The 20402-nt window shown below is 66.6% G+C and carries 18 protein-coding genes; 12 read left to right on the forward strand and 6 right to left on the reverse strand.

Translation table 11 applies throughout. The features are described from left to right. Entirely contained in the window at positions 1-3597 is a 3597-nt protein-coding gene (gene putA, locus BLS81_RS16180) for a trifunctional transcriptional regulator/proline dehydrogenase/L-glutamate gamma-semialdehyde dehydrogenase (protein WP_093225401.1), read from the reverse strand. Between the two features lie 98 nt (positions 3598-3695). Here putA and BLS81_RS16185 point away from each other — a divergent pair, with 98 nt between their 5' ends. Further along, positions 3696-4166, forward strand: coding sequence for an Lrp/AsnC family transcriptional regulator (locus BLS81_RS16185; protein ID WP_093225402.1), 471 nt, complete (start codon positions 3696-3698; stop codon positions 4164-4166). A gap of 30 nt (positions 4167-4196) precedes the next feature. Here BLS81_RS16185 and BLS81_RS16190 read toward each other — a convergent pair whose 3' ends face one another. Continuing rightward, positions 4197-5279 carry a purine nucleoside permease gene (locus BLS81_RS16190; RefSeq protein WP_093225404.1) on the reverse strand — a complete coding sequence of 361 codons (1083 nt, stop codon included), beginning with the start codon at positions 5277-5279 and terminating at the stop codon, positions 4197-4199. A gap of 60 nt (positions 5280-5339) precedes the next feature. After that, positions 5340-7802, reverse strand: coding sequence for a TonB-dependent siderophore receptor (locus tag BLS81_RS16195; protein ID WP_093225405.1), 2463 nt, complete (start codon positions 7800-7802; stop codon positions 5340-5342). Between the two features lie 332 nt (positions 7803-8134). Here BLS81_RS16195 and BLS81_RS16200 point away from each other — a divergent pair, with 332 nt between their 5' ends. Further along, the gene (locus tag BLS81_RS16200) at positions 8135-9073 is read left to right on the forward strand and encodes a LysR family transcriptional regulator (protein WP_093225407.1); all 939 of its coding nucleotides are present in this window, start codon (positions 8135-8137) and stop codon (positions 9071-9073) included. Between the two features lie 68 nt (positions 9074-9141). After that, complete coding sequence (locus BLS81_RS16205) at positions 9142-9660, forward strand: phosphoribosyltransferase (protein ID WP_093225408.1); 519 nt, start codon at positions 9142-9144, stop codon at positions 9658-9660. 7 nt (positions 9661-9667) lie between these two features. Here BLS81_RS16205 and BLS81_RS16210 read toward each other — a convergent pair whose 3' ends face one another. Beyond that, positions 9668-9976: a hypothetical protein gene (locus BLS81_RS16210; RefSeq protein ID WP_093225410.1), complete on the reverse strand. Its 309-nt coding sequence runs from the start codon at positions 9974-9976 to the stop codon at positions 9668-9670. A gap of 32 nt (positions 9977-10008) precedes the next feature. Further along, positions 10009-10863, reverse strand: a complete 855-nt coding sequence (kdsA, locus tag BLS81_RS16215; RefSeq protein WP_093225411.1) for a 3-deoxy-8-phosphooctulonate synthase — start codon at positions 10861-10863, stop codon at positions 10009-10011. Between the two features lie 156 nt (positions 10864-11019). Between kdsA and BLS81_RS16220 the strand changes: the two genes are divergently transcribed. From BLS81_RS16220 to BLS81_RS16260, 9 genes are all read left to right on the forward strand, one after another. After that, positions 11020-12015, forward strand: a complete 996-nt coding sequence (locus tag BLS81_RS16220; protein WP_093225412.1) for a KpsF/GutQ family sugar-phosphate isomerase — start codon at positions 11020-11022, stop codon at positions 12013-12015. Further along, positions 12008-12853, forward strand: a complete 846-nt coding sequence (locus BLS81_RS16225) for a 3-deoxy-manno-octulosonate cytidylyltransferase (protein WP_256326294.1) — start codon at positions 12008-12010, stop codon at positions 12851-12853. Before BLS81_RS16220 ends, BLS81_RS16225 begins: the two co-directional genes overlap by 8 nt. After that, positions 12844-13440, forward strand: coding sequence for a histidine phosphatase family protein (locus BLS81_RS16230; protein WP_176787200.1), 597 nt, complete (start codon positions 12844-12846; stop codon positions 13438-13440). The genes BLS81_RS16225 and BLS81_RS16230 overlap by 10 nt, the downstream gene beginning before the upstream one ends. A gap of 95 nt (positions 13441-13535) precedes the next feature. Next, positions 13536-14417 (forward strand): glucose-1-phosphate thymidylyltransferase RfbA, encoded by an 882-nt coding sequence (gene rfbA / locus BLS81_RS16235; RefSeq protein WP_093225414.1) that lies wholly within the window; start codon positions 13536-13538, stop codon positions 14415-14417. Beyond that, positions 14414-14959, forward strand: coding sequence for a dTDP-4-dehydrorhamnose 3,5-epimerase (gene rfbC / locus BLS81_RS16240; RefSeq protein WP_093225415.1), 546 nt, complete (start codon positions 14414-14416; stop codon positions 14957-14959). Before rfbA ends, rfbC begins: the two co-directional genes overlap by 4 nt. Next, the gene (gene rfbD / locus BLS81_RS16245; RefSeq protein ID WP_093225417.1) at positions 14956-15813 is read left to right on the forward strand and encodes a dTDP-4-dehydrorhamnose reductase; all 858 of its coding nucleotides are present in this window, start codon (positions 14956-14958) and stop codon (positions 15811-15813) included. The genes rfbC and rfbD overlap by 4 nt, the downstream gene beginning before the upstream one ends. Beyond that, on the forward strand, positions 15806-16858 hold the full coding sequence (gene rfbB / locus BLS81_RS16250; protein WP_093225418.1) for a dTDP-glucose 4,6-dehydratase: 1053 nt from the start codon (positions 15806-15808) through the stop codon (positions 16856-16858). The genes rfbD and rfbB overlap by 8 nt, the downstream gene beginning before the upstream one ends. Positions 16859-16993: 135 nt before the next feature. Then, entirely contained in the window at positions 16994-18502 is a 1509-nt protein-coding gene (locus BLS81_RS16255; protein WP_256326295.1) for a capsular polysaccharide export protein, LipB/KpsS family, read from the forward strand. Further along, positions 18499-19689, forward strand: coding sequence for a glycosyltransferase family 4 protein (locus BLS81_RS16260; protein ID WP_093225509.1), 1191 nt, complete (start codon positions 18499-18501; stop codon positions 19687-19689). The genes BLS81_RS16255 and BLS81_RS16260 overlap by 4 nt, the downstream gene beginning before the upstream one ends. Here the strand turns inward: BLS81_RS16260 and BLS81_RS16265 are convergent. Next, positions 19686-20294: a sterol desaturase family protein gene (locus tag BLS81_RS16265; RefSeq protein ID WP_256326297.1), complete on the reverse strand. Its 609-nt coding sequence runs from the start codon at positions 20292-20294 to the stop codon at positions 19686-19688. The two genes, BLS81_RS16260 and BLS81_RS16265, sit on opposite strands and share 4 nt — an antisense overlap. Positions 20295-20402: the final 108 nt, after the last annotated feature.

Raw genomic sequence — 20402 nt, forward strand, 5'->3', positions numbered from 1 at the left:
TCACCCGATCGCCATCAGGCTCGCATTCCCCCCCGCCGCCGTCGTGTTGATCGAGGTCGAAACCTCCTCGACCAGCCACACCGGATCATAGGCGAGCGGGCGGGCGGGGTCCGCGCGATGCACCGACACGATCGGCCCGTCGAGCGCCGCGACCTGCGCCAGCGTCTCGGCCGGATCGCCCTCGACCAGAGCGGCCGCGCAGGATTCAGCCTCCACCGCGAACGCCGCCGCGACGCGCGCCGGCAAGCCGGCGGGAAGCGCCATGCCCTCCACCACGCCGCGATTGCCGGTCGCCAGCACCGCCGCCATCTGCTCGATCAGCCCGGCCGCGCTCGTCGGCCTCAGCAGGATGCTGCCGCGCGGGTGAAGCGCGTAGAGGTTGCGTTCGCCGACTGGCCCCGGCAGCGCGCGCTCGACGCCGAGCGCGGAGGCAGCGCCATAGCGCAGCGCCCGCGCCGCGCCGCGTGCATCCCCCCTTGCGGCGAGCCAGTCGGCGAAGTCGCGCAAGCGCTGCGGGATGTGCCCGCTATGCTCGGCGACATCCGGCGCGACCTGGGTTAGCCGTCCCAGATAGAGCGGGCCGCCTGCTTTTGGGCCAGTGCCTGAGAGGCCGCGCCCGCCGAACGGCTGGACGCCGACCACCGCGCCGATGACGTTGCGATTGACGTAGAGATTGCCCGCCTGCACCCGCGCCGTCACCTCGGCGACGGTCGCGTCGAGCCGCGTGTGGAGCCCGAAGGTGAGCCCGTAGCCAGTCGCGTTGATCGCATCGACAAGCTCGCCCAGCCGCTCGCGCTTGAAGCGCAGCACATGCAGGACAGGGCCGAACACCTCGCGCGTCACATCGGCGATGCGGTCGATCTCGATGATCGTCGGCGCAACGAACGTGCCGTGCGCGCAAGTCGCCGGCAGCGGCGCTTGCGTGACGGCATGGCCGTGGGCGCGCATCGTCTCGATATGTCGGGTGATCGACGCCTGCGCCTCGGCGGTGATGACCGGGCCGATATCGACCGCGAGTCGGTCGGTTCGCCCCAGGCTTAGCTCGGCGAGCGCGCCTTTCAGCATCGCCAGCGTGCGATCGGCGACCTCGTCCTGCAAACACAGGATGCGCAAGGCCGAGCAGCGTTGCCCGGCGCTGTCGAACGCCGAGGCGAGCACGTCGGCCACGACCTGCTCGGCGAGCGCCGACGAATCGACGATCATCGCATTCTGCCCGCCGGTCTCGGCGATCAGCGGGATCGGCTTGCCGGCCGGCGACAGGCGCGTGGCAAGCTGGCGCTGGATCAGTCGCGCCACCTCGGTCGAGCCGGTGAACACCACGCCCGCCGTCTCGGGCGCGGCAACCAGCGCCGCGCCGATCGCGCCGTCGCCGGGGAGCAACTGCAGCGCATCGCCCGGCACCCCCGCCGCGTGAAGCAGCCGCACCGCCTCGGCCGCGATCAGCGGGGTTTCTTCGGCCGGCTTGGCGAGCACCGGATTGCCGGCGGCGAGCGCGGCGGCGATTTGGCCGGTGAAGATCGCGAGCGGGAAGTTCCACGGGCTGATGCACACCACCGGCCCGAGCGGCGCCTGTTCCGCGCCGAAGGTGGCCCGCGCCTGTGCGGCGTAGTAATGGAGGAAATCTACGCCCTCGCGCACCTCGGCGATCGCATTGGGAAGCGACTTGCCCGCTTCGCGCACGATCAGCCCGAGCAGCACCGGCATCCGCGCCTGAAGCGCCTCTGCGGCTCGGTCGAGGATCGCGGCGCGCTCCGCCACGGGCACCGCGCCCCAGCGCGACGCGGCGGCGCGCGCGGCCGCGGCCTCGGCCTGCGCGAGCGACGGTTCAAACACGGTGCCGACCACGTCGCGCCTATCCGCCGGGTTGTACACCGGGCGCGCCACGCCCTCGCCACCCGGCGGCGCGGCGATCCAGCCGGTCGCGACACTCTCGAGCAGCGCGGCTTCGAGTGTGGCGAGCACGCTCTCATCACTCAGATCGAGCCCGCGCGAATTGGCGCGATCGGGGTAGAGGTTCGCCGGCAGCCCGATCCGGTCGTGACGAGCGCCCGGCTGCGGCATCGCCCGCACGATCTCGACCGGATCGGCGATCATCGCCTCGACCGGCACCGACACGTCGTTGATCCGGTTGACGAACGACGAATTGGCGCCGTTCTCGAGCAGCCGCCGCACCAGATACGCGAGCAGCGTCTCGTGCGTTCCGACCGGGGCGTAGATCCGGCACGGCCGCCCGAGCTTCTCCGCGCCGACCACCTGTTCGTAGAGCGGCTCGCCCATGCCGTGCAGGCACTGGAACTCGTAATCGCCGACCGCGAAGCCCGGCCCGGCCAGATGATAGATCGTCGCCAGCGTCTGCGCATTGTGCGTGGCGAATTGCGGGAACACGTACGTGCGCGCGGCCAGCAGCTTCCGCGCGCAGGCGATATACGCGACATCGGTATGCACCTTGCGCGTATAGACCGGAAAGTCCGCCAGCCCATCGACCTGCGCGCGCTTGATCTCGGCGTCCCAATAGGCGCCCTTGACCAGCCGCACCATGATCCGCCGTCCGCTGCGCCGCGCGAGATCGACGATCCAGTCGATCACGAACGGGCAGCGCTTGCCATAGCCCTGCACGACGAAGCCGAGCCCGTTCCACCCGGCGAGATCGGGATCGAGCGCGAGGCTTTCGAGCAGATCGAGCGACAGTTCGAGCCGGTCGGCCTCCTCCGCATCGATGTTGAAGCCGATATCATAGCGTTTGGCGAGTCGCGCGAGATCGGTCACGCGCGGCAGCAATTCGGCCATCACGCGCCCGGCCTGTGCGCGCACGTAGCGCGGGTGCAGCGCCGACAATTTGATCGAAATGCCCGGCCCGCCATACACGCCGCGCCCCGCCGACGCCGTCCCGATCGCATGGATCGCGCGCTCGTAATCGCCGAAATAGCGCGCCGCATCGGCGGCGGTGGTCGCCGCTTCCCCGAGCATGTCGTAGCTGTAGCCGAAGCCCTTCGCCTCCATCGTCCGCGCGCGCCGCAGCGCCTCGTCGATCGTCTCGCCGGTGACGAACTGCTCGCCCATCATCCGCATCGCCAGGTCAACGCCGCGCCGGATCACCGGCTCGCCTGCGCGCGCCACCAGCCGGGTGAGCGCGGCGCCGAGCCCGCGATCATCGACGCTGCCGACCAGTCTGCCGGTGACGACCAGCCCCCAGGTCGCGGCGTTGACGAACAAAGACTTGCCGCCGCCGAGATGCGCGCCCCAATCGCCATCGGCGATCTTGTCGCGGATCAGCGCGTCGCGCGTCGCGTCGTCGGGAATGCGCAGCAGCGCTTCGGCGAGGCACATCAAGGCGACGCCCTCCTGGCTGGAGAGCGCATATTCCTGCACCAGCCCCTCGACCCCGCTGCCGCGCTTCTGCGCGCGCAAGGTGGTGACGAGCGTGTGCGCGGTCTCGCGCACCTTGGCGCGGGTCGGATCGTCGAGCGTCGCGGCGGCGAGCAGCGGAGCGAGCGCCTCGGCCTCGTCGCGGCGGTAGGCGGCGGTGATGGCGGCGCGCAGCGGCGTGGCGGGGCGGATCGGGGGTGCGAAGGCGGCGAAGGGCGGGGGTGTCGTCATCGCGCCAGTCTAGCAACAGCCGTGACGGCGTTCCGACCGATGTCGCGGCAAAGCCGTGGATGATCGACTTTTTTAGGTGCATGTGGCAGGCAAAGTGGATGGAAAAGACCCCGCGTACAGTCGATCTGGACGAGTTCGATCACCGCATCGTCGCGGCGCTGGTCGAAGACGCGCGCATGACCGTCACCGATCTCGCCCGCCGGATCGGTCTGTCCAAGTCCCCGACCCAGGCGCGGCTGCGCCGGCTGATCGCGACCGGGGTGATTCGCGGATTTCGCGCGATCGTCGATCCGGCGCGGCTCGGGCTCGATCACGTCGCCTTCGCCGAGGTGAAGCTGTCCGACACCCGCGAGGCCGCGCTCCGCGATTTCAACGCCGCGGTGCGCCGCATTCCCGAGGTCGAGGAATGCCATATGATCGCGAGCAGCTTCGACTATCTGCTCAAGGTCCGCACCGCCGACATCCGCCGCTACCGCATCGTGCTCGGCGAGAAGATTTCGAGCCTGCCGCATGTCGAGAGCACCTCGACGTTCGTCGCGATGGAGACGGTGAAGGAACGCGGCGGCTGATCGGCGGGAACGTCCGGCCCGCAGATCGGCTTATTCCGGTACGTTCTTCTCGTATCGGTCCCAATGCGCGGTCAGTTCATCGACCACTTTTGATCCGACGGTGTACAGATTCTCGAGCGCGGCGTGCATGCCGGCATAGCCTTCGTTCTCGCGCAGCAGATAGGTCGCGGCGTCCACGCCGGACGGCGGCATCGTATAGTTGCTGCCGGCGCGCAGCACCATGAAGCGCCGTTTGTCGACCCGGCCGATCGTGTCGAGATAGGTGATCGACTGGTAGGTACCGGTCTCCTCCATCGCCGAGGTGACGAACTCGCCTTGTCCACGCGTCCAATATTTCACCCAATCCTCGGCCCAGCCGGTCATGAGCTTACCGTGCCAGAAGGTCATCGCGGCGAGATTGTCCCCCTTGAGAACGAAGGGCGGGCGCTGCCCGGCCGGATAGCCGGTGAAGCGCGCGCGTGCTGCCCGCAGGCCGGCCTCGTCGGGCAAGGCGATGTCCTTGGTCAACGCGAACGCCCAATCGCGCAAGCCGGCGTTGATCTCGAACACCTCGCCCTGTCCGGTCGGCGGGCTGGCGTCGTTCGGCCCCTTGCTGTGGAGCGCGAAATAGCCCGATTTCCAGTCCTTGGGAATTTCGCGGGCGTCGATCTCATGCGCGAGATCGCCGTCGACCAGATAGCGTGCCCATGCCGCCGAGCCGATCGACGCCCTGGCGGGATCGACCCCGGCGATGCCCGCGACCAGCCAGTAGGCATGGGTGAGATCGAACCGCTGGTCCAGCCCGAGCGCGAGCGTCGCCGTCGCCGAGCGGATGCTGCCCATCCCCGTGACCATGCCGAGCGTCTGCGTGTCCGGATTGTAATAAAGATCGTGATAGGATTGCGGAAAGGGAATGCGCGTGTTGAGGTGGCGGCGTTCCTTCCAGATCTGGAACTCGCCCGGCGCGTCGCCGCTGTCCGCGCCGATCTCGAACATCGTGACGATCACGACCTTGACGGGCAGGGGGTGCGTGCAGGCGCTGCCGGGTTGGCAATCCGCAGGCGCGGCAAGCGCGGGGGCGCCGAGGCCGAACAGCGCGGCGGCGCGGATGGTGGCGCGGGTCAACAGGCGCATGGCGGGGTTTCCATAATGGGCGAAGGGACGCCAGCCTAAGCGGGCGCCCCTTCGAGAATGTCAGAACTTGTACTGGATCGTCGCCTGGAAGCTGCGCGGCCGCTCGGGCAGCACGATCGTGCCGCCGAACAATTCGGTGAAGTTGGCGCGATAATAGGTCGCATCGGTGGCGTTCTTGACGATGACGCGGAACAGGAACGGTCCGGTCTCGTAAGATGCGCCGACATCGAGCAACGTATATGCCGGCAGCTTGACCGTCCGCGACTGGCCAGAGAACACCGAATCGACGTGGACGAGGCTGGCGTTGAGCGCGATGCCGTTGTCGAACTTATAGGTGCCCGTCGCGGTGTAGGTGTTGGTCGGAATGCCCTGCCGCCGCGAGGCCTCCTTGTCCGGGATCGGTACGAGGCCGCCCGGCTGGCCGCCGAAGATCAGCGCGGGATTGGTGACGTTGGGCAGATCGCCGACCCCGAAGAAGCTGAATGTCGAGCCCGCATCGTAGAAGGTCAGGTTGTAGACCTTGAGGTGCGTGTATGATCCGGTGAGAAGCAGATGCTTGTCGACCGACCAGCGCATCTCGGCCTCAAGGCCCTTGGTCTGCACCGACTGGTTGACGGTCGACGACTGGATGTTGTGATCGACCCGCTCCTGGTTATAGACCGCGAGCGCACCGTAGAGCCGGCCGCCGAGCCAGCTTCCCTTGATGCCGCCCTCATAGAGCTTCGAGGCGGTCATGAAGGTGCCGGCGATTGCAGTGACTGGGTCGATTTCGGAACCCTGGCCGGCGATGATCGTCGTCTGGCGCGAGATCGTCCCATAGGGGATCAGCCCGAACGGCAGTTTGTAGGACACGCTGGCGTTCCACGACCAGCCATCGTTGCTGCCCGATCCCGAGACCGTGGTCGGCGCGACCTCCATCTTGCTCGGGTTGTAGGATGAGGTGACATCCACCTTGTCGTACCGGCCGCCAAGGATCACATCGAGGCCGAAGTCGAAGTCGGCGTCGAGCAGGCCGGCGAACCCGTAATCGGTATCATGGCCCTTGATGTAGTTGGTGTAATTGCAGCCGCATTCGTTCGACAGCAGCCGGTTGGATGCGGGCGTGTAGCCAACCGACAGATCGACGCGGTGGAAATATTCGTAGGTGAAATCGTCGCCGTGCAGGAAATCCGTGTAGCGGATAGACGGCGACAGTTGCAGCGCAAATTTTCCGATGTCGGTCTTGAAGGTCTTCGCCGCGACGATCTTGTCCTCAATCACATAGGATTTGTGGAATTGTGAGAAGCCGTAATCGTTGTTGTTCCGGTTGCGCGTGCCATCGTAGAAGAACTGATTCTTGATTTCCAGATCGTTGCCGCCATCCCAGATGATGTCGAAATAGCCGGTCGATTGCTTGTTCTTCAGAAAATCGTTGGGCCCCGCGAGCACGTCGCGGCGGCTGAGCTTGGTCGTGCCGGGGTTGGTGAGCGCGAGCAGGGGCGAGAAGCTGGCGTCGGTATAGGCGCTGCCCGACGGGCGGAACGGGTTGAACACGGCGGTACCGCCGGCGGCCTTGATTTCGGCGGGTGACATCTGCCCATCGCCGTTGGTGTCGAGCGAGGGCGGCGTCCCGGTGATGTACGTGCCGTTATCGACCAGATCCTGCGTCAGGCGGTTCCAGCCGCCGTTCTGCTGGCCGTCGTATTTCTGGTACATGCCGCCGAATTCGACGCGCAGCGTATCGGTGATCTGGTTGTCGAACGCCGCCTGCAGGACGACGTTGCGGGTCGATATGTTGCGGTAATAGCTCCCGGAATCCTCGACCTCGCCGTACAGGCTGTAGCCGAACTCCGTGCCGCCGAAGCGCAGCGGCCCGCGCAGCTCGGCCTTGATGTCGTTGTACGACCAACTGCCGCCGGTGTAGCTGACCTGACCCTCGGCATGATCGAGCAGCGCGCCGCCTTTCACGCGCGCCGATTTGGGCACGAAGTTCATGTAACCGCCCGTCTTGGACGGGCCGTAGATCGGCGAGGACGGGCCGCGCACGATGTCGATCCGATCGGCGGCGGCGATCGGCGTCGGGTAATTGCCGGGGTTGTCGAGCCGGCGCATGCCGCGGAAGAACACTTCGCCCGGCGTGCCGCGGATATCGAGCGCGCCGCCCACGCCGAAGAACGAGTTGGTGAAGGTGCCGGGCGATTGCGCGACGAGATCGTAGATGTCGGTGACGCCGTAGCGCTCCATCTGCTCGGAACTGATCGTTGAGACCGAACGCGGCGTTTCGAGCACGCTCTTGTTGAAGCCGAAGATCGAGCTGACATCCTGGTTCGGCAGCGCGTTCAGCGCGCCAGTGACGACGATGTCGTTGTCCTCGTCGGGCGCCGCATCGGGTGCCGGCGCTGGTGCCGGCGCGTCCGTCGCCCAAGCCGGGGCGACGATCACCGGGCACGTCAGCAGCGCCGCCGCGAGCGCGGTCAGCGATGTGCGGGTGTGACAGTGCCGTGCGAAATCGGCCTTGAATTCAAGAAGATATGTTTGTGCCATCGGTGAACTTTCCCCCATTCGCGACGGGCGGCTTGTGGCTCGCCCGTCGCCGACCCGTTTGTGTCCTTGCCCCGCCCACGCACCGCCGGACGAATGTTGCGGTGCGTCATCGTAGATACGCGTTCATCATATTGTAAAGAAAATACTATTCTTTTTACGGTGCCTTCAATGCTATTCGGTTAGCCGCGCGCGGCATGCTCCCTCTGATTTTTCGGATGTGTCCGCCGACGCTCACGTGCGGCATCGCAGCATTCTCTTTGCGTAGGGGCTTGACGTCGCGCCATCAAACGCAATGAATCCCACAGAGCGTTGCAAAAAATAGAGGGGCTTCGATGCCGGCCTTTTCGCGTTTCCTGCGGTACTTCATGGCGGTCGGCCGGCTCGGCTCGATCCGCAAGGCGGCCGAGGTGCTCAACGTCTCGGCGTCGGCGATCGACCGGCAGATCCTCAACGTCGAGGCCGATTTGGGCATGCCGCTGTTCGAGCGGCTGCCGACCGGCCTACGCCTCACCGCGGCGGGCGAGATCATGATGGCGGCGGGGGGCCGGTGGCAGAAGAACCTCAGCGATGTTCGCGCGCAGATCGAGGATCTGCGCGGCCTCAAGCGCGGGCATGTCGATATCGCCGTGATCGACGCGCTCGCGAAGGGGTATCTGCCGGGCATCGTCCGCTCGCTCCAGAGCCGCTATCCGGGCATCACGATCGGCGTGCGCGTGGTCGAGAACGACAAGGTGCGCGCCGCGATCATGAACGGAGAGGTCGATTTCGGCATCTTCTTCGAGCCGCAATCCTATCGCGGCATCACCGTGCGCGCCTTCGTCGAGGTGGTGCTGGGGCTGATAACGCCACCCGATCACCCGCTCGGGCAGCGCAAGGAAGCGCGTTTCTCGGCGGTGACCGGCTCGGCGCTGATCGTGCCCGCCGAGCCGCTCGCGGTCAGCCAGCAGATCGCGGTGCTGGAGGGGATCACCGGCGTCGTGCTCGATCGAACCGTCACCTCGGACAATATCCAGATGATCGTGTCGCTGGTGCTGGAGGGTGTGGGCATCGGCATCCTCACCTCGATCGACGTTTTCACCGAGATCAAGCGCGGGCTGCTCAATTTCACGCGCATTTCCGATTCGATCCTGCGGCCGATGACGCTGGCGCTCGGCACCGCGACCGCGCGCACACCGTCTTATGCTGCGAGCATCGTGCTGGCCGAGATCGAGAATGATTTCGCCCAACTCGGCTATGCCGGTGCGGCCCCGACCGTCGCTCCCGAGGTGTAACGATTGCCGCCCGCGCGCCGAGACGATATCCGGGGCGCTTCCTCCCAGCATTCTGGATTCGCCCGATCATGAGCCCGGACCTCTATTACATCCCCTATGAGGCGTTTCTCGCCGATGTCCGCACCGTCGCCGCGAGCGTTTCGGCGGACGACTGGAGACCCGATTTCGTGATCGGCATCGGGCGCGGCGGGCTGGTGCCGGCGGTGTTCATCTCGCACCAGCTCAACCTGCCGATGCTATCAGTCGATCATTCGTCCAAGGTGCCGGGCTTCGCCGACGAGCTGCTGCGCAAGGTGGCCGAGAAAAGCGCCGCAGGCGAACGGCTGCTGTTCGTCGATGACATCAACGACAGCGGCGGCACGATCGCCTATATTCGCAAACTGCTTGCCGAGACCGGCTGCGACAGCGGCAATCTGCGCTTCGCGGTGGTGCTGGACAATATTCGCTCGCAGGCGCGGGTCGATTACCGCGCGGAGACGATCGACCGCGACCAGGACAAGCGCTGGTTCGTATTCCCGTGGGAAGCGGTGGGCATGAGCGCGACGATCGTCGAGGAAGCCATGTCGGTGCCGGAGCGGTTTGCCTGACCCGCGGCTAACGCCGCCGCGTCACGAACGCCGCGAACGCGATCGAAGCGGATATCGCGACCGCCGTTTCGCTCAGCGAATGCGCGTTCCATTCCCACACCTCAAGGCCGGCATAGCCCGGCATGTTGGCGCGCCGGCCGTCGCCGAACTGCTCGATCCATTGATATTCGCGCTGCGTGATCTCGCGCATGATGCACACCGCCGCCCCCGCGAAGCAGCCGAGCCACAGCGACGCCTTGGTCGAGGCACCGAGTCTGCGTCCCAGCGCCCAGCAGGCGAGCTGGATGCCGAGCGAGACGGGAACGTGCGCGAACATCGTGCTTCAACGCGCGGGATTCGTGTTCCGCCTCACGCGACCAGCGCCTGCTCCTCAAAGCCGCCGTCTTTCACGATCGCGTCGATCGCGAGCAGCCGGGTCAGCAGGGATTCGAGCCGGTCGAGCGGCCAACTGTTGGGGCCGTCCGACATCGCATTGTCGGGATCGGGATGGGTTTCCATGAACAGGCCCGAGATGCCCGCCGCGACGGCGGCACGCGCCAGCACGGGCACATGCTCGCGCTGCCCGCCCGAGGTGGTGCCGCGTCCGCCGGGCAATTGCACCGAATGCGTCGCGTCATACACCACCGGGCAGCCGGTTTCCCGCATGATCGCGAGGCCGCGCATGTCCGACACGAGATTGTTGTAACCGAAGCTCGCGCCGCGTTCGCACACCATGAAGTCGGCGGGGACGCCCGCGCCTTCGGCCGCCGCGCGCGCTTTGGCGACGACATGCACCATGTCACCGGGCGCCATGAACTGCGCCTTCTTGATGTTGACCGGCTTGCCCGACGCCGCCACCGCCGCGATGAAATCGGTCTGCCGCGCGAGGAAGGCGGGGGTTTGCAGCACATCGACCACCTCGGCGACGGCGCGCACCTGGTCCTCGCCATGCACGTCGGTCAGCACCGGTAGTCCGGTTTCGGCACGGACCTTCTCGAGAATGCGCAGGCCCTCGTCGATACCGGGGCCACGGAACGACGTGCCCGAACTGCGGTTCGCCTTGTCGAACGAACTCTTGTAGATCAGCAGCACGCCGAGCCGGTCGGCGATCGCGCGCAGCCGCGTCGCGGTCGCGAGCGCGAACGATTCGCTTTCGATCACGCAAGGCCCGGCGATGAAGAACATCTTCTGATTCGGACCAATTTCCTGCCCAAACAGACGCATCACGACCTCGTTAGACTTGCCACGCGCGGGAACCTGTCTCTTAGGAACAACAGACGGTCGCGTATCGGTTCCCTGCGCCGCAAAAGCGCTGGAAGTCAATGCGATGGCCTTATAGACACGGCGGCAGACGCTAAAGCGCCGCCATTGGGGAATGTTATGCCGGCGATTGCCACCAAAGGCGCGGACGAACCCGGCCTGCTGTCCGCGCTGCGCACCACGCGAATCGAGATGGACGCGCTCCGCGCGCTTTCGGAAGCACTGCATGTCGGGCCGCTTCGACAGAGCTTCACCGCCGCCGTCAGCGCGATCAGCGGACATGCCGGCCGGCTGATCGTCACCGGCATGGGCAAGAGCGGGCTCGTCGCGCGCAAGATCGCCGCGACGATGACATCGACGGGCACGCCGGCGCTGTTCCTCCACCCCGGCGACGCGAGCCACGGCGACCTCGGCACGATTGGGCGCGACGATATCGTCATGGCGCTGAGCTGGTCGGGCGAGACGACCGAGCTTGGTGACATCATCGCTTATTGCCGGCGTTTCGGCGTGAAGCTGATCGTCGCGACCGCGTGCCCCGACAGCACCGCCGGCCGCGCCGCCGACATCTGCCTGGCGCTGCCGATGGTGCAGGAAGCGTGTCCGAACCAGCTCGCGCCGACATCCTCGACGACGGTACAGGTCGTGCTCGGCGACGCGCTCGCGGTCGCGCTGATCGAGCGGCGGGGTTTCACCCGCTCCGATTTCCTCACCTTCCACCCCGGCGGCAGGCTCGGCGCGCAACTCGCCACCGTCGCGCAACTGATGGCGCGCGGCGCGGAAGTGCCGGTGGTGCGGATCGGCGCGTCGCTCCAGGACGCGACCATCGAGATGAGCCAGAAGCGCTACGGTTGCACCGCCGTCGTCGATGAGGCGGACCGGTTGGTCGGCGCATTCACCGATGGCGATCTTCGCCGCAGTTTCGCCAACAAGCATCTCGGTGACGACATTCGCCACCATATGACGCAGACGCCGATCGTGGTCGCGCCCGAGACGCTGAGCTCGGACGCCCTGCGCATCCTCAATGAAAAGGCGGTGTCGGTGCTGTTCGTCTGCGAGGACGAGCGGCTGGTCGGCGTGGTTCACCTCCACGACATGCTGCGGGCCGGCGTTGCCTGACACACGCGGGGCCGGAGACGCGCCGCCCGACCTGATCGTCATCCCCGCGCGGTACGGCTCGACCCGGCTGCCGGGCAAGCCGCTGGTCTCGATCGCCGGGCGCACCTTGTTGTCGCGTGTCGTCGCGATCGCACGCGAGGGCGCGCGCCGCGTCGGCAATGCCGAGGTGGTGGTCGCGACCGACGATCCGCGCATCCTGGACCATGCTCGCGAACTCGGATGCGCCGCGGTGATGACCGATCCCGCGATCACCTCGGGGTCGGGCCGCGCCTGGGCGGTCGCGCGCGAGCGGTTGGTTCCGCCGCCAATCGTCGTGAACTTGCAGGGCGATGCGCCGTTCGCCGCACCCGACATGATCGCCGCGTTGATCACGGCGTTACGCGCCTCCCCGTGCGGGGTCGCGACGCCGGTGGTGCGGCTCGATTGGCGCGCGCTCGATGCGTTGCGCGCGCACAAGCTGGCGTCGCCGTTCAGCGGCACGACCTGCGCGCGGCGCGCGGACGATCGCGCCTTGTGGTTTTCGAAAGCCGTCATCCCGGCGATCCGCAACGAGGGACGGTTGCGCGGGGCGAGCGACCTGTCGCCGATTTTCCGCCATATCGGCCTGTACGCCTATCGTTTCGCGGCGCTGCGGCGTTTCGAAGAAACCGAGCCGACCCCCTATGAAGTGCTGGAGGGTTTGGAGCAGTTGCGCTTCCTCGAAACCGGCGAGGACATCCTGACCGTCGCGGTCGCGCCGCCGCGCCATGCGATGTCGGGCATCGATACGCCCGAGGACGTCGCGATGGCGGAAGCGTTGATCGCCGAACATGGCGAACCGCATCTCTCATGGGCCTGATCGTCACGATCGTCCGACACGGCAACACGTTCGAAACTGGTGAGCCGCCTCGCCGGATCGGCGCGCGCACCGATCTGCCGCTCGTCGCGAGCGGGCAGGCGCAGGCGCGCGCACTGGGCGCAGCTTTGCCGGGATTCGACCGCGTCTTGGCGGCACCGCTGCTGCGCACGCGCGCGACCGCCGAAGCGATCCTCGCGACGCGGGCCGATGCACCGACGATCGAAGACGCCGATTGGCTCACCGAAATCGATCACGGCCCCGACGAGGACGCGGCCGAGGACGCGGTGCTCGCCCGGATCGGCCACGCCGCGCTCGCCGCCTGGGACGCCGAGGCGCGCGTGCCCGACGGGTGGATCGTCGATGCGGAGCGCCGCCTGGCGGGCTGGCGCGATCTGTGGAGGCAAGGGGCCGGGCGCGTGCTGGTCGTCACCAGCAACGGCGCCGCGCGCTTCGCGCTCCGCTCCGACGAGTCGCTAAGGCGGCAGGCGGAGGCGCTGCCCTCGCTGAAGCTGCGCACCGGGGCGTACGGGGTGATCGCATGCGATGCGGACGGGCCACGCCTTATCGATTGGGACCGGCGGCCGTGACGCCGCCGGTTTGACGTTTTCATTCCTCGATATAGCGGTATCGCTTGCCAGGAACGCGGCACGCCGGAACAATCGCGCGATAAGATGGGGGCTGAATGCGGAAGGGAATCATCCTGGCGGGCGGATCGGGAACGCGGCTCTATCCGCTGACCCGCGGCGTCTCGAAACAGTTAATGCCCATCTATGATAAACCGATGATCTACTATCCGCTGTCGGTGCTGATGATGACGGGCATCCGCGACATCCTCATCATCACGACTCCGGCAGACCAGACCGCGTTCCAGCGCTTGCTGGGCGATGGCGGCGACTTCGGCGTCGCGTTCAGTTATGCGGTGCAGCCTGTGCCGGCGGGGCTGGCGCAAGCATATCACATCGGTGCCGATTTCGTTGGCGATCAGCCGTCCGCGCTCATCCTCGGCGACAACATCTTCTATGGGCACGGCTTGCAGGATATACTCCGCCGCGCCGATGCACGCGCCGATGGCGCCACCGTCTTCGGCTATTACGTCGCCGATCCCACCGCTTACGGTGTTGTCTCCTTCGATGCGGAGGGGCACGCCGAGACGATCGAGGAGAAGCCCGCCGATCCACGATCCAATTATGCGGTGACTGGCCTGTATTTCTACGACGGCACGGCGGCGGATCGCGCCCGCACGCTGAGGCCGTCGCCGCGCGGCGAGCTGGAGATCACCGATCTGAACCGGCTGTATCTCACGGCGGGGAAACTTTCGGTCGAGTTGATGGGGCGTGGTTATGCCTGGCTCGATACCGGCACGCACAATTCCCTGATCGACGCCGCCCAGTTCGTGCGGATAACCGAGGAACGGCAGGGATTGAAGATCTGCTGCCCTGAAGAAGTCGCCTGGCGCATGGGATTTATCGATGACTCGGCGCTCGAAAGAATCGCCGCGCCGCTGCGCAAGAGCGGCTATGGCGAGTATCTGATGAGCCTGCTCGACGGGAAGGTTTTCGCGTGAAGATCATCGCAACCGGCATTCCCGACCTGTTGATCGTGGAGCCAGTGGTCTTCGATGACGATCGCGGTTTTTTCTTCGAAAGCTGGAACGCCGCGCGATTTACCGAGCTGGGTCTCGGTTCGATGTTCGTTCAGGACAATCACAGCCGGTCCGCGCGCGCCGTGCTGCGCGGGCTCCACTATCAGGACCCGAATGCGCAAGGGAAGCTCGTTCGCGTCACCGCCGGGCGGGCATGGGATGTGGCGGTGGACCTACGCCGCTCATCGACCCATTTCGGCAAATGGTTCGGACTCGAGCTATCGGCGGCGAACAAGCGCATGTTTTGGGTGCCCCCCGGTTTCGCGCATGGCTTCCTGAGCTTGGCGGAGGACACCGACGTCCTCTACAAGTGCACCAGCTTTTATGATCCCGCATCGGAGCGAGTGCTGATGTGGAACGACCCCGATCTTGCCATCGAATGGCCGATCGACGGCTTCGAGCCGCGACTCTCGGGCAAGGACACGCTCGGCGGCGCCTTCGCCGATATCCAGGGCTATCCGTGAAGGCCGTCATCGTCGGAGCCGGCGGACAACTCGGCCGATCGTTGCTGATGACCGTGCCACCGGGGGCGGTGGTCGCGTCCTTCGATCGCGGCGCGCTCGACATCTGCGACAGGGCGCGCGTGGCGGCCGTGGTCGCGGCCGAGGCGCCGGACGTGGTGTTCAACGCGGCCGCCTACACCGCGGTCGACGAGGCCGAGCGCGAGGCGGCGCAAGCGCATGCGATCAATACGACCGCGGTTCGCCATCTCGCCGACGCGGCGCGAGACGTGACCGCGCATTTCGTCCACGTTTCCACCGATTTCGTATTCGGCGGCCACTCCGGCGTACCCTATGCTCCCGACGCGCCGACGGGGCCGCTTGGCCAGTATGGCCGTACCAAGCTCGCCGGGGAACACGCCGCCGGGCCCGAGGCGCTGATCGTGCGGACCGCCTGGCTCTATGCGCCGACAGGCCATAATTTCGTGCGGACAATGCTTCGCGCGATGCGCGAGCGGTCCCAAGTGCGTGTGGTTGCCGACCAAGTCGGTACGCCGACCTATGCGATTGGGCTGGCCCACGCTTTGTGGAAATTGGCGGCGCGGGGCGCGAGAGGGATTTTCCATTATACCGACAGCGGTGTGGCGAGTTGGTATGATTTCGCGGTCGCGATCCAGGAAGAGGCACTGGCCGCGGGCCTGCTCGAGCGGGCGGTCCCGATCGTTCCGATCAAGACCGCGGATTATCCGACCCTCGCCGAGCGGCCACCATATTCGGTGCTCGACACGCAATCGACCTCTGCGATGCTTGGTGATCCCGCACCGCATTGGCGCGTACAACTGCGTGTCATGATCGAAGCGATCAAGGCTGATGGCTGACCTCCTCGTGACCGGGGGCGCCGGCTTTATTGGCGCCAATTTCGTCCATTATTGGCGCAAGGTCGCGCCCGATGATGCGATCGTGGTGCTCGATGCGCTCACGTATGCTGGCAACCCGGCCAACCTCGGTGGCCTGCCGGGCGTGGAACTCGTCGTCGGGGACATTTGCGACGACGATCTGGTGAAGGCGCTGCTGCGTGGTCGCGGGATCGACACGATCGTTCATTTCGCCGCCGAAAGCCACGTCGATCGCTCGATCGCCGGCCCCGACGCTTTCGTCACGACCAACGTCGTCGGTACGCACAGTTTGTTGAAGGCCGCGCGAACTGTTTGGCTCGACGAGGGAACGGGGCGCCCGCACCGTTTTCACCATGTTTCGACCGACGAGGTCTATGGATCACTCGGTCCCGATGATCCCACGTTTCGGGAGGATACGCCCTATGCGCCCAACTCTCCGTATGCGGCGTCCAAGGCCGGGTCCGACCACCTCGTTCGCGCCTATCACCATACCTACGGCCTCGAAACGACGATCAGCAACTGCTCGAACAATTACGGGCCGTACCAATTTCCGGAAAAGCTGATCCCGCTGTTCCTGATCAACGCACTCAGCGGCCGGCCCCTGCCGATCTATGGCGACGGCATGAACGTACGCGACTGGCTTCACGTCGAAGATCATTGCCGCGGGATCGAACTGGCGATTCGCGCCGGCCGACCGGGCGAGACATATAATATCGGGGGTGGGCAGGAACTGCCGAATCTCCGGGTGGTTCAGGAGATATGCGACGCCGTCGACGCGGCGTTCGCGAGCGATCCGACGCTTGCGGGTCGCTATCCGGACGCCCCCGCCGCGCGTGGGCGCCCGAGCGCCGAGCTCAAGACCTTCGTCATCGACCGCAAGGGACATGATCGCCGCTATGCGATCGACGAAACCAAGGCGCGCTCCGAACTCGGCTATGCGCCGAAACGCGATTTCGCGCAGGGCTTTTCGGAGACGTTGCGCTGGTATCTCGACCGCGAGGACTGGTGGAAGCCGCTGACACTATAGTGCGCGGCACGTACCGCCGCCGAACCTTCGCTTGCATCCATCGGGCCATTGCGGAAGAGCGCGAGGATGGGTGCTCCGTTGCTTCGTTCTCCGCCATTTCCCGGAATTGATGCGTGCGTCACCCGGCTCGATCCGATGCCGTCGCGGACGCTTGCCCCTGCGGCGGCTGAGCGGTTGTTCACGAGCGTTCGACAGGCCCGCGTCGGCGGCACGTTCTGGGCGCGGCCGGTGGAGCGGGATGGCGAAACCGCGATCGTGCGCGCCCGCGCCGCGCAGGCCGACGTGCCGGATGCGCTGTTGGTCGATCCGGCGGCGGCGGTCGATCCGTGGTCGCTGCTCGGCGGCGGTGCGACGCTGGTCGCGGATGGTGACGACGAATGGCTGGGGCTGGCAATCATCTCTGGCGACCCGGTCCGCGTCCTCAGCCCCGGCAGATTTGGTGCGCCCGGCGATGATGCCATCGCGCTGCGCCGCCGCGTGGCGGACGACCTGGCGGCGACGCGCTACCGCGATCCGTTCACCGGCGAGGATGCGACTCTCGACGCGACGGTGGCGCTGCTCGGCGAGTGGCGGCGGATCTTCGCCGCCAATCGCAATATCGTCGCCGGTTGCGGCTTCAGTTGGTGGAAGCGGCGTGAGATCGCGCGCTTCCTGTGGACGCCCGCACACCCGATGCGCTTCTTCCGTTCCGAACGCGCCGCGCTGGCCCATGCCGAGCGGCAGCGCGGCGCGCTGGCGGTGTGGCCGTCGCGGGTCTCGGCGGCGCTGATCGCGGACGCGGCGGCCCGCGGGGTGCCGCTGGTGCGGGTCGAGGATGGCTTCGTGCGCTCGGTCGGGCTGGGCAGCAATCTCGTGCCGCCGTCTTCGATCGCGGTGGACCGGCTCGGCATCCATTATGATCCCGCGCATCCGAGCGACCTCGAAACCTTGCTCGCGCACGAGGATTTCCCACCCGCGATGCTCACCCGCGCCGCGCGGCTTCGCGAGACGATCGTCTCGGCCGGGATCAGCAAATATGGCCAGGACGCCGCGCAGCCGGCCCTGATCCGGGATACGGGCCGCCGGCTCGTGCTGGTGGCGGGACAGGTCGAGGATGACATGTCGGTGCGGCTGGGCGGGGCGGGGCTGGCCAGCAATCTCGAGGTGTTGCGGCGCGCGCGTGCGCTCGAGCCGGATGCGGAGATCTGGTTCCGCCCCCATCCTGATGTCGATGCCGGGCACCGTGTCGGCGCGGTGCGCGATGCCGATGCTCTGCTCCATGCCGACCGGATCGTGCGCGGCGGCGGGATGGCGCCGTTGCTCGACACCGTCGACGCAGTGCATGTTCTCACCTCGCTGACCGGGTTCGAGGCGCTGCTGCGCGGACGTGAGGTAACCTGTCACGGCGTGCCCTTTTACGCGGGTTGGGGCCTGACGCGCGATCTCGCCGCCGTGCCCGCCCGGCGCGCGCGCGCGCTGACGCTCGACGCGCTCGTCGCGGGGGTGCTGATCGCCTATCCGCGCTATCTCGATCCCGTGACGGGGCTACCCTGTACGCCCGAGGTGCTGATCGGCCGCATGGAAGCGGGCGCGGCGCGCAATCGGCTCGGCTGGGTGACCCGGCTCAAGCAAGTACAAGGGCGGTTGGTGACGTGGCGGCGATGAGCGCGGTGATTCTCGATCTGTCCCGGCTGGTGTCGCGCGTGCGGCATCATACGCCGTCCGGCGTCGACCGGGTCGAAATGGCCTATGCGCGCGGATTGCACGCGCGATACGGTGATCGGCTGGGCTTCGCGATCGTCCATCCGTTCGGGCGCTATGGCCGGCTGCCCGCCGCCAAGGCGCTGCGGTTTCTCGATATGCTGGAGGCGCGCTGGGCGCTCGAGGATGGCGACGCCAAACCCCGTTCGATCGCGACCGTTTTGCCCGCGCTGCTCGACCTGCTGCCGATAGCGCCGCGCGGGGCGACGAGCAGCGTTTACGTGCAGGCCTCGCCGCATCACCTCACCAAACCCGATCTGGTGCGACAGATCCTGACGCGTGAACAGGCGCGCTTCCTGTGCCTCGTCCATGATCTGATCCCGATCGACTATCCCGAATATGCCCGCCCCAACGGCGCGGCGCTCCACCGCCGGCGGATAGAAACGGTCGCCGCGCTTGCCGACGGCGTCATCGTCAACTCCGCCGCGACCGGCGAATCGCTGAGGCCATGGCTGGAGCGGGCGGGGCGCGATATCCCGACTCACGTCGCGTTGCTCGGCACGCATGACATGCCCCGGGTGGAGGCTTGCGAGCCGATCCCCGAGCAACCCTATTTCCTCTGCGTCGGTACGATCGAACCGCGCAAGAATCACCTGCTGCTGCTCAACCTGTGGCGTGCGATGGCCGAATCGCTGCAGGCCGCCGCGGTGCCGCGCCTCGTCATCGTCGGTCGGCGCGGTTGGGAGAACGAACAGGTGATCGACATGCTCGAACGCTGCCCGGCGCTCGTCGGCCATGTCGAGGAACGCAACGGCTGCTCCGATGGCGCTCTGCGCGATCTGCTCCGCGGCGCGCGCGCGCTGCTGCTGCCGTCTTTCGCCGAGGGGTTCGGCATGCCGGTGACGGAGGCTTTATCGGTCGGCACGCCGGTGATTTGCAGCGATCTGCCGGCCTTGCGCGAAGCCGGTGGCGACGCGCCCGACTTCATCGACCCGCTCGACGGCCCTGGCTGGCGCGCGGCGATCCTCGATCATTTCCGCGGCGGGCCGCTCCATGTCGCCCAACATGCGCGGCTTGCGGCGTGGCGGGCGCCAAGCTGGGAGGATCACATCGCCATCCTGTGCGATGCGATCGAAGCGCTGTGCGCCTAGCGCTTCTTGATGGGAACCTCGGTGCCGAACACCCGATCCCAAAAGATCGCGGTGATCGCGAAATTGCCTTCCTGCTTGGCGTAATGATGCCGAATATGGTGTTTGCGCAACTGCCGCAGCACCGGCGCGCGCATCGGGAACTGGTGGCAAGCATAATGCACGCTGTCGTACACGACATAGCCGATGGCGAATCCAAGGAAGATCACCGATCCGGCTGGCCCGAACGCCGCGTACAACAACGCCCAGACCCCGCATGAGATCGTCACGCTGACGATCGGGGGCATGATGTTGCGCATCTCGTCGTTCGGCATGACGTGGTGATTGCCGTGGGTCAGGAAGATCAGCCATTGGCCGAACTTGGAGCGCAGCTTGAGGTGGAAGATGAAGCGGTGCATCGCATATTCGAACAGTGACCAGATCAGCAGCCCCGCCGCGACGAGCGCGAGCGAGGGCAGAAAGCTCACCGCGCCCCAGCTCGCGCGCACCGTGATCGCAAGAAATACCGCCCATGTCGCGGCAAAGGCGAGCGGCGAGATCAACGTGAAGCGCTCGAGCAGATTGTTCTGGAACAGCCTTATGCGGTGGGGCCTGGACCCGGACTTCATCATGGATTGCTTCGCTCTTCCCGGATCGACGCGTACACGTTCGGATCGTATGGGCACTGCCGCGCGCCCGCTGTCAAGTTGCGACGCAGCAGAAACCCGCCAATGTGC

It is taken from the genome of Sphingomonas sp. NFR15, assembly GCF_900103265.1.
Lineage (GTDB): Bacteria > Pseudomonadota > Alphaproteobacteria > Sphingomonadales > Sphingomonadaceae > Sphingomonas > Sphingomonas pollutisoli.

What these genes read in the sequence shown, in the direction of transcription:
- rfbB (WP_093225418.1), top strand. Translation starts at nt 15,806, where the DNA reads ATGGCTGACCTCCTCGTGACCGGGGGCGCCGGCTTTATTGGCGCCAAT.
- kdsA (WP_093225411.1), bottom strand. Translation starts at nt 10,863, where the DNA reads ATGCGTCTGTTTGGGCAGGAAATTGGTCCGAATCAGAAGATGTTCTTC.
- BLS81_RS16260 (WP_093225509.1), top strand. Translation starts at nt 18,499, where the DNA reads ATGAGCGCGGTGATTCTCGATCTGTCCCGGCTGGTGTCGCGCGTGCGG.
- BLS81_RS16210 (WP_093225410.1), bottom strand. Translation starts at nt 9,976, where the DNA reads ATGTTCGCGCACGTTCCCGTCTCGCTCGGCATCCAGCTCGCCTGCTGG.
- BLS81_RS16265 (WP_256326297.1), bottom strand. Translation starts at nt 20,294, where the DNA reads ATGAAGTCCGGGTCCAGGCCCCACCGCATAAGGCTGTTCCAGAACAAT.
- rfbA (WP_093225414.1), top strand. Translation starts at nt 13,536, where the DNA reads ATGCGGAAGGGAATCATCCTGGCGGGCGGATCGGGAACGCGGCTCTAT.
- putA (WP_093225401.1), bottom strand. Translation starts at nt 3,597, where the DNA reads ATGACGACACCCCCGCCCTTCGCCGCCTTCGCACCCCCGATCCGCCCC.
- BLS81_RS16220 (WP_093225412.1), top strand. Translation starts at nt 11,020, where the DNA reads ATGCCGGCGATTGCCACCAAAGGCGCGGACGAACCCGGCCTGCTGTCC.
- BLS81_RS16185 (WP_093225402.1), top strand. Translation starts at nt 3,696, where the DNA reads ATGGAAAAGACCCCGCGTACAGTCGATCTGGACGAGTTCGATCACCGC.
- BLS81_RS16195 (WP_093225405.1), bottom strand. Translation starts at nt 7,802, where the DNA reads ATGGCACAAACATATCTTCTTGAATTCAAGGCCGATTTCGCACGGCAC.
- BLS81_RS16205 (WP_093225408.1), top strand. Translation starts at nt 9,142, where the DNA reads ATGAGCCCGGACCTCTATTACATCCCCTATGAGGCGTTTCTCGCCGAT.
- BLS81_RS16230 (WP_176787200.1), top strand. Translation starts at nt 12,844, where the DNA reads ATGGGCCTGATCGTCACGATCGTCCGACACGGCAACACGTTCGAAACT.
- BLS81_RS16190 (WP_093225404.1), bottom strand. Translation starts at nt 5,279, where the DNA reads ATGCGCCTGTTGACCCGCGCCACCATCCGCGCCGCCGCGCTGTTCGGC.
- BLS81_RS16200 (WP_093225407.1), top strand. Translation starts at nt 8,135, where the DNA reads ATGCCGGCCTTTTCGCGTTTCCTGCGGTACTTCATGGCGGTCGGCCGG.
- BLS81_RS16255 (WP_256326295.1), top strand. Translation starts at nt 16,994, where the DNA reads ATGCCGTCGCGGACGCTTGCCCCTGCGGCGGCTGAGCGGTTGTTCACG.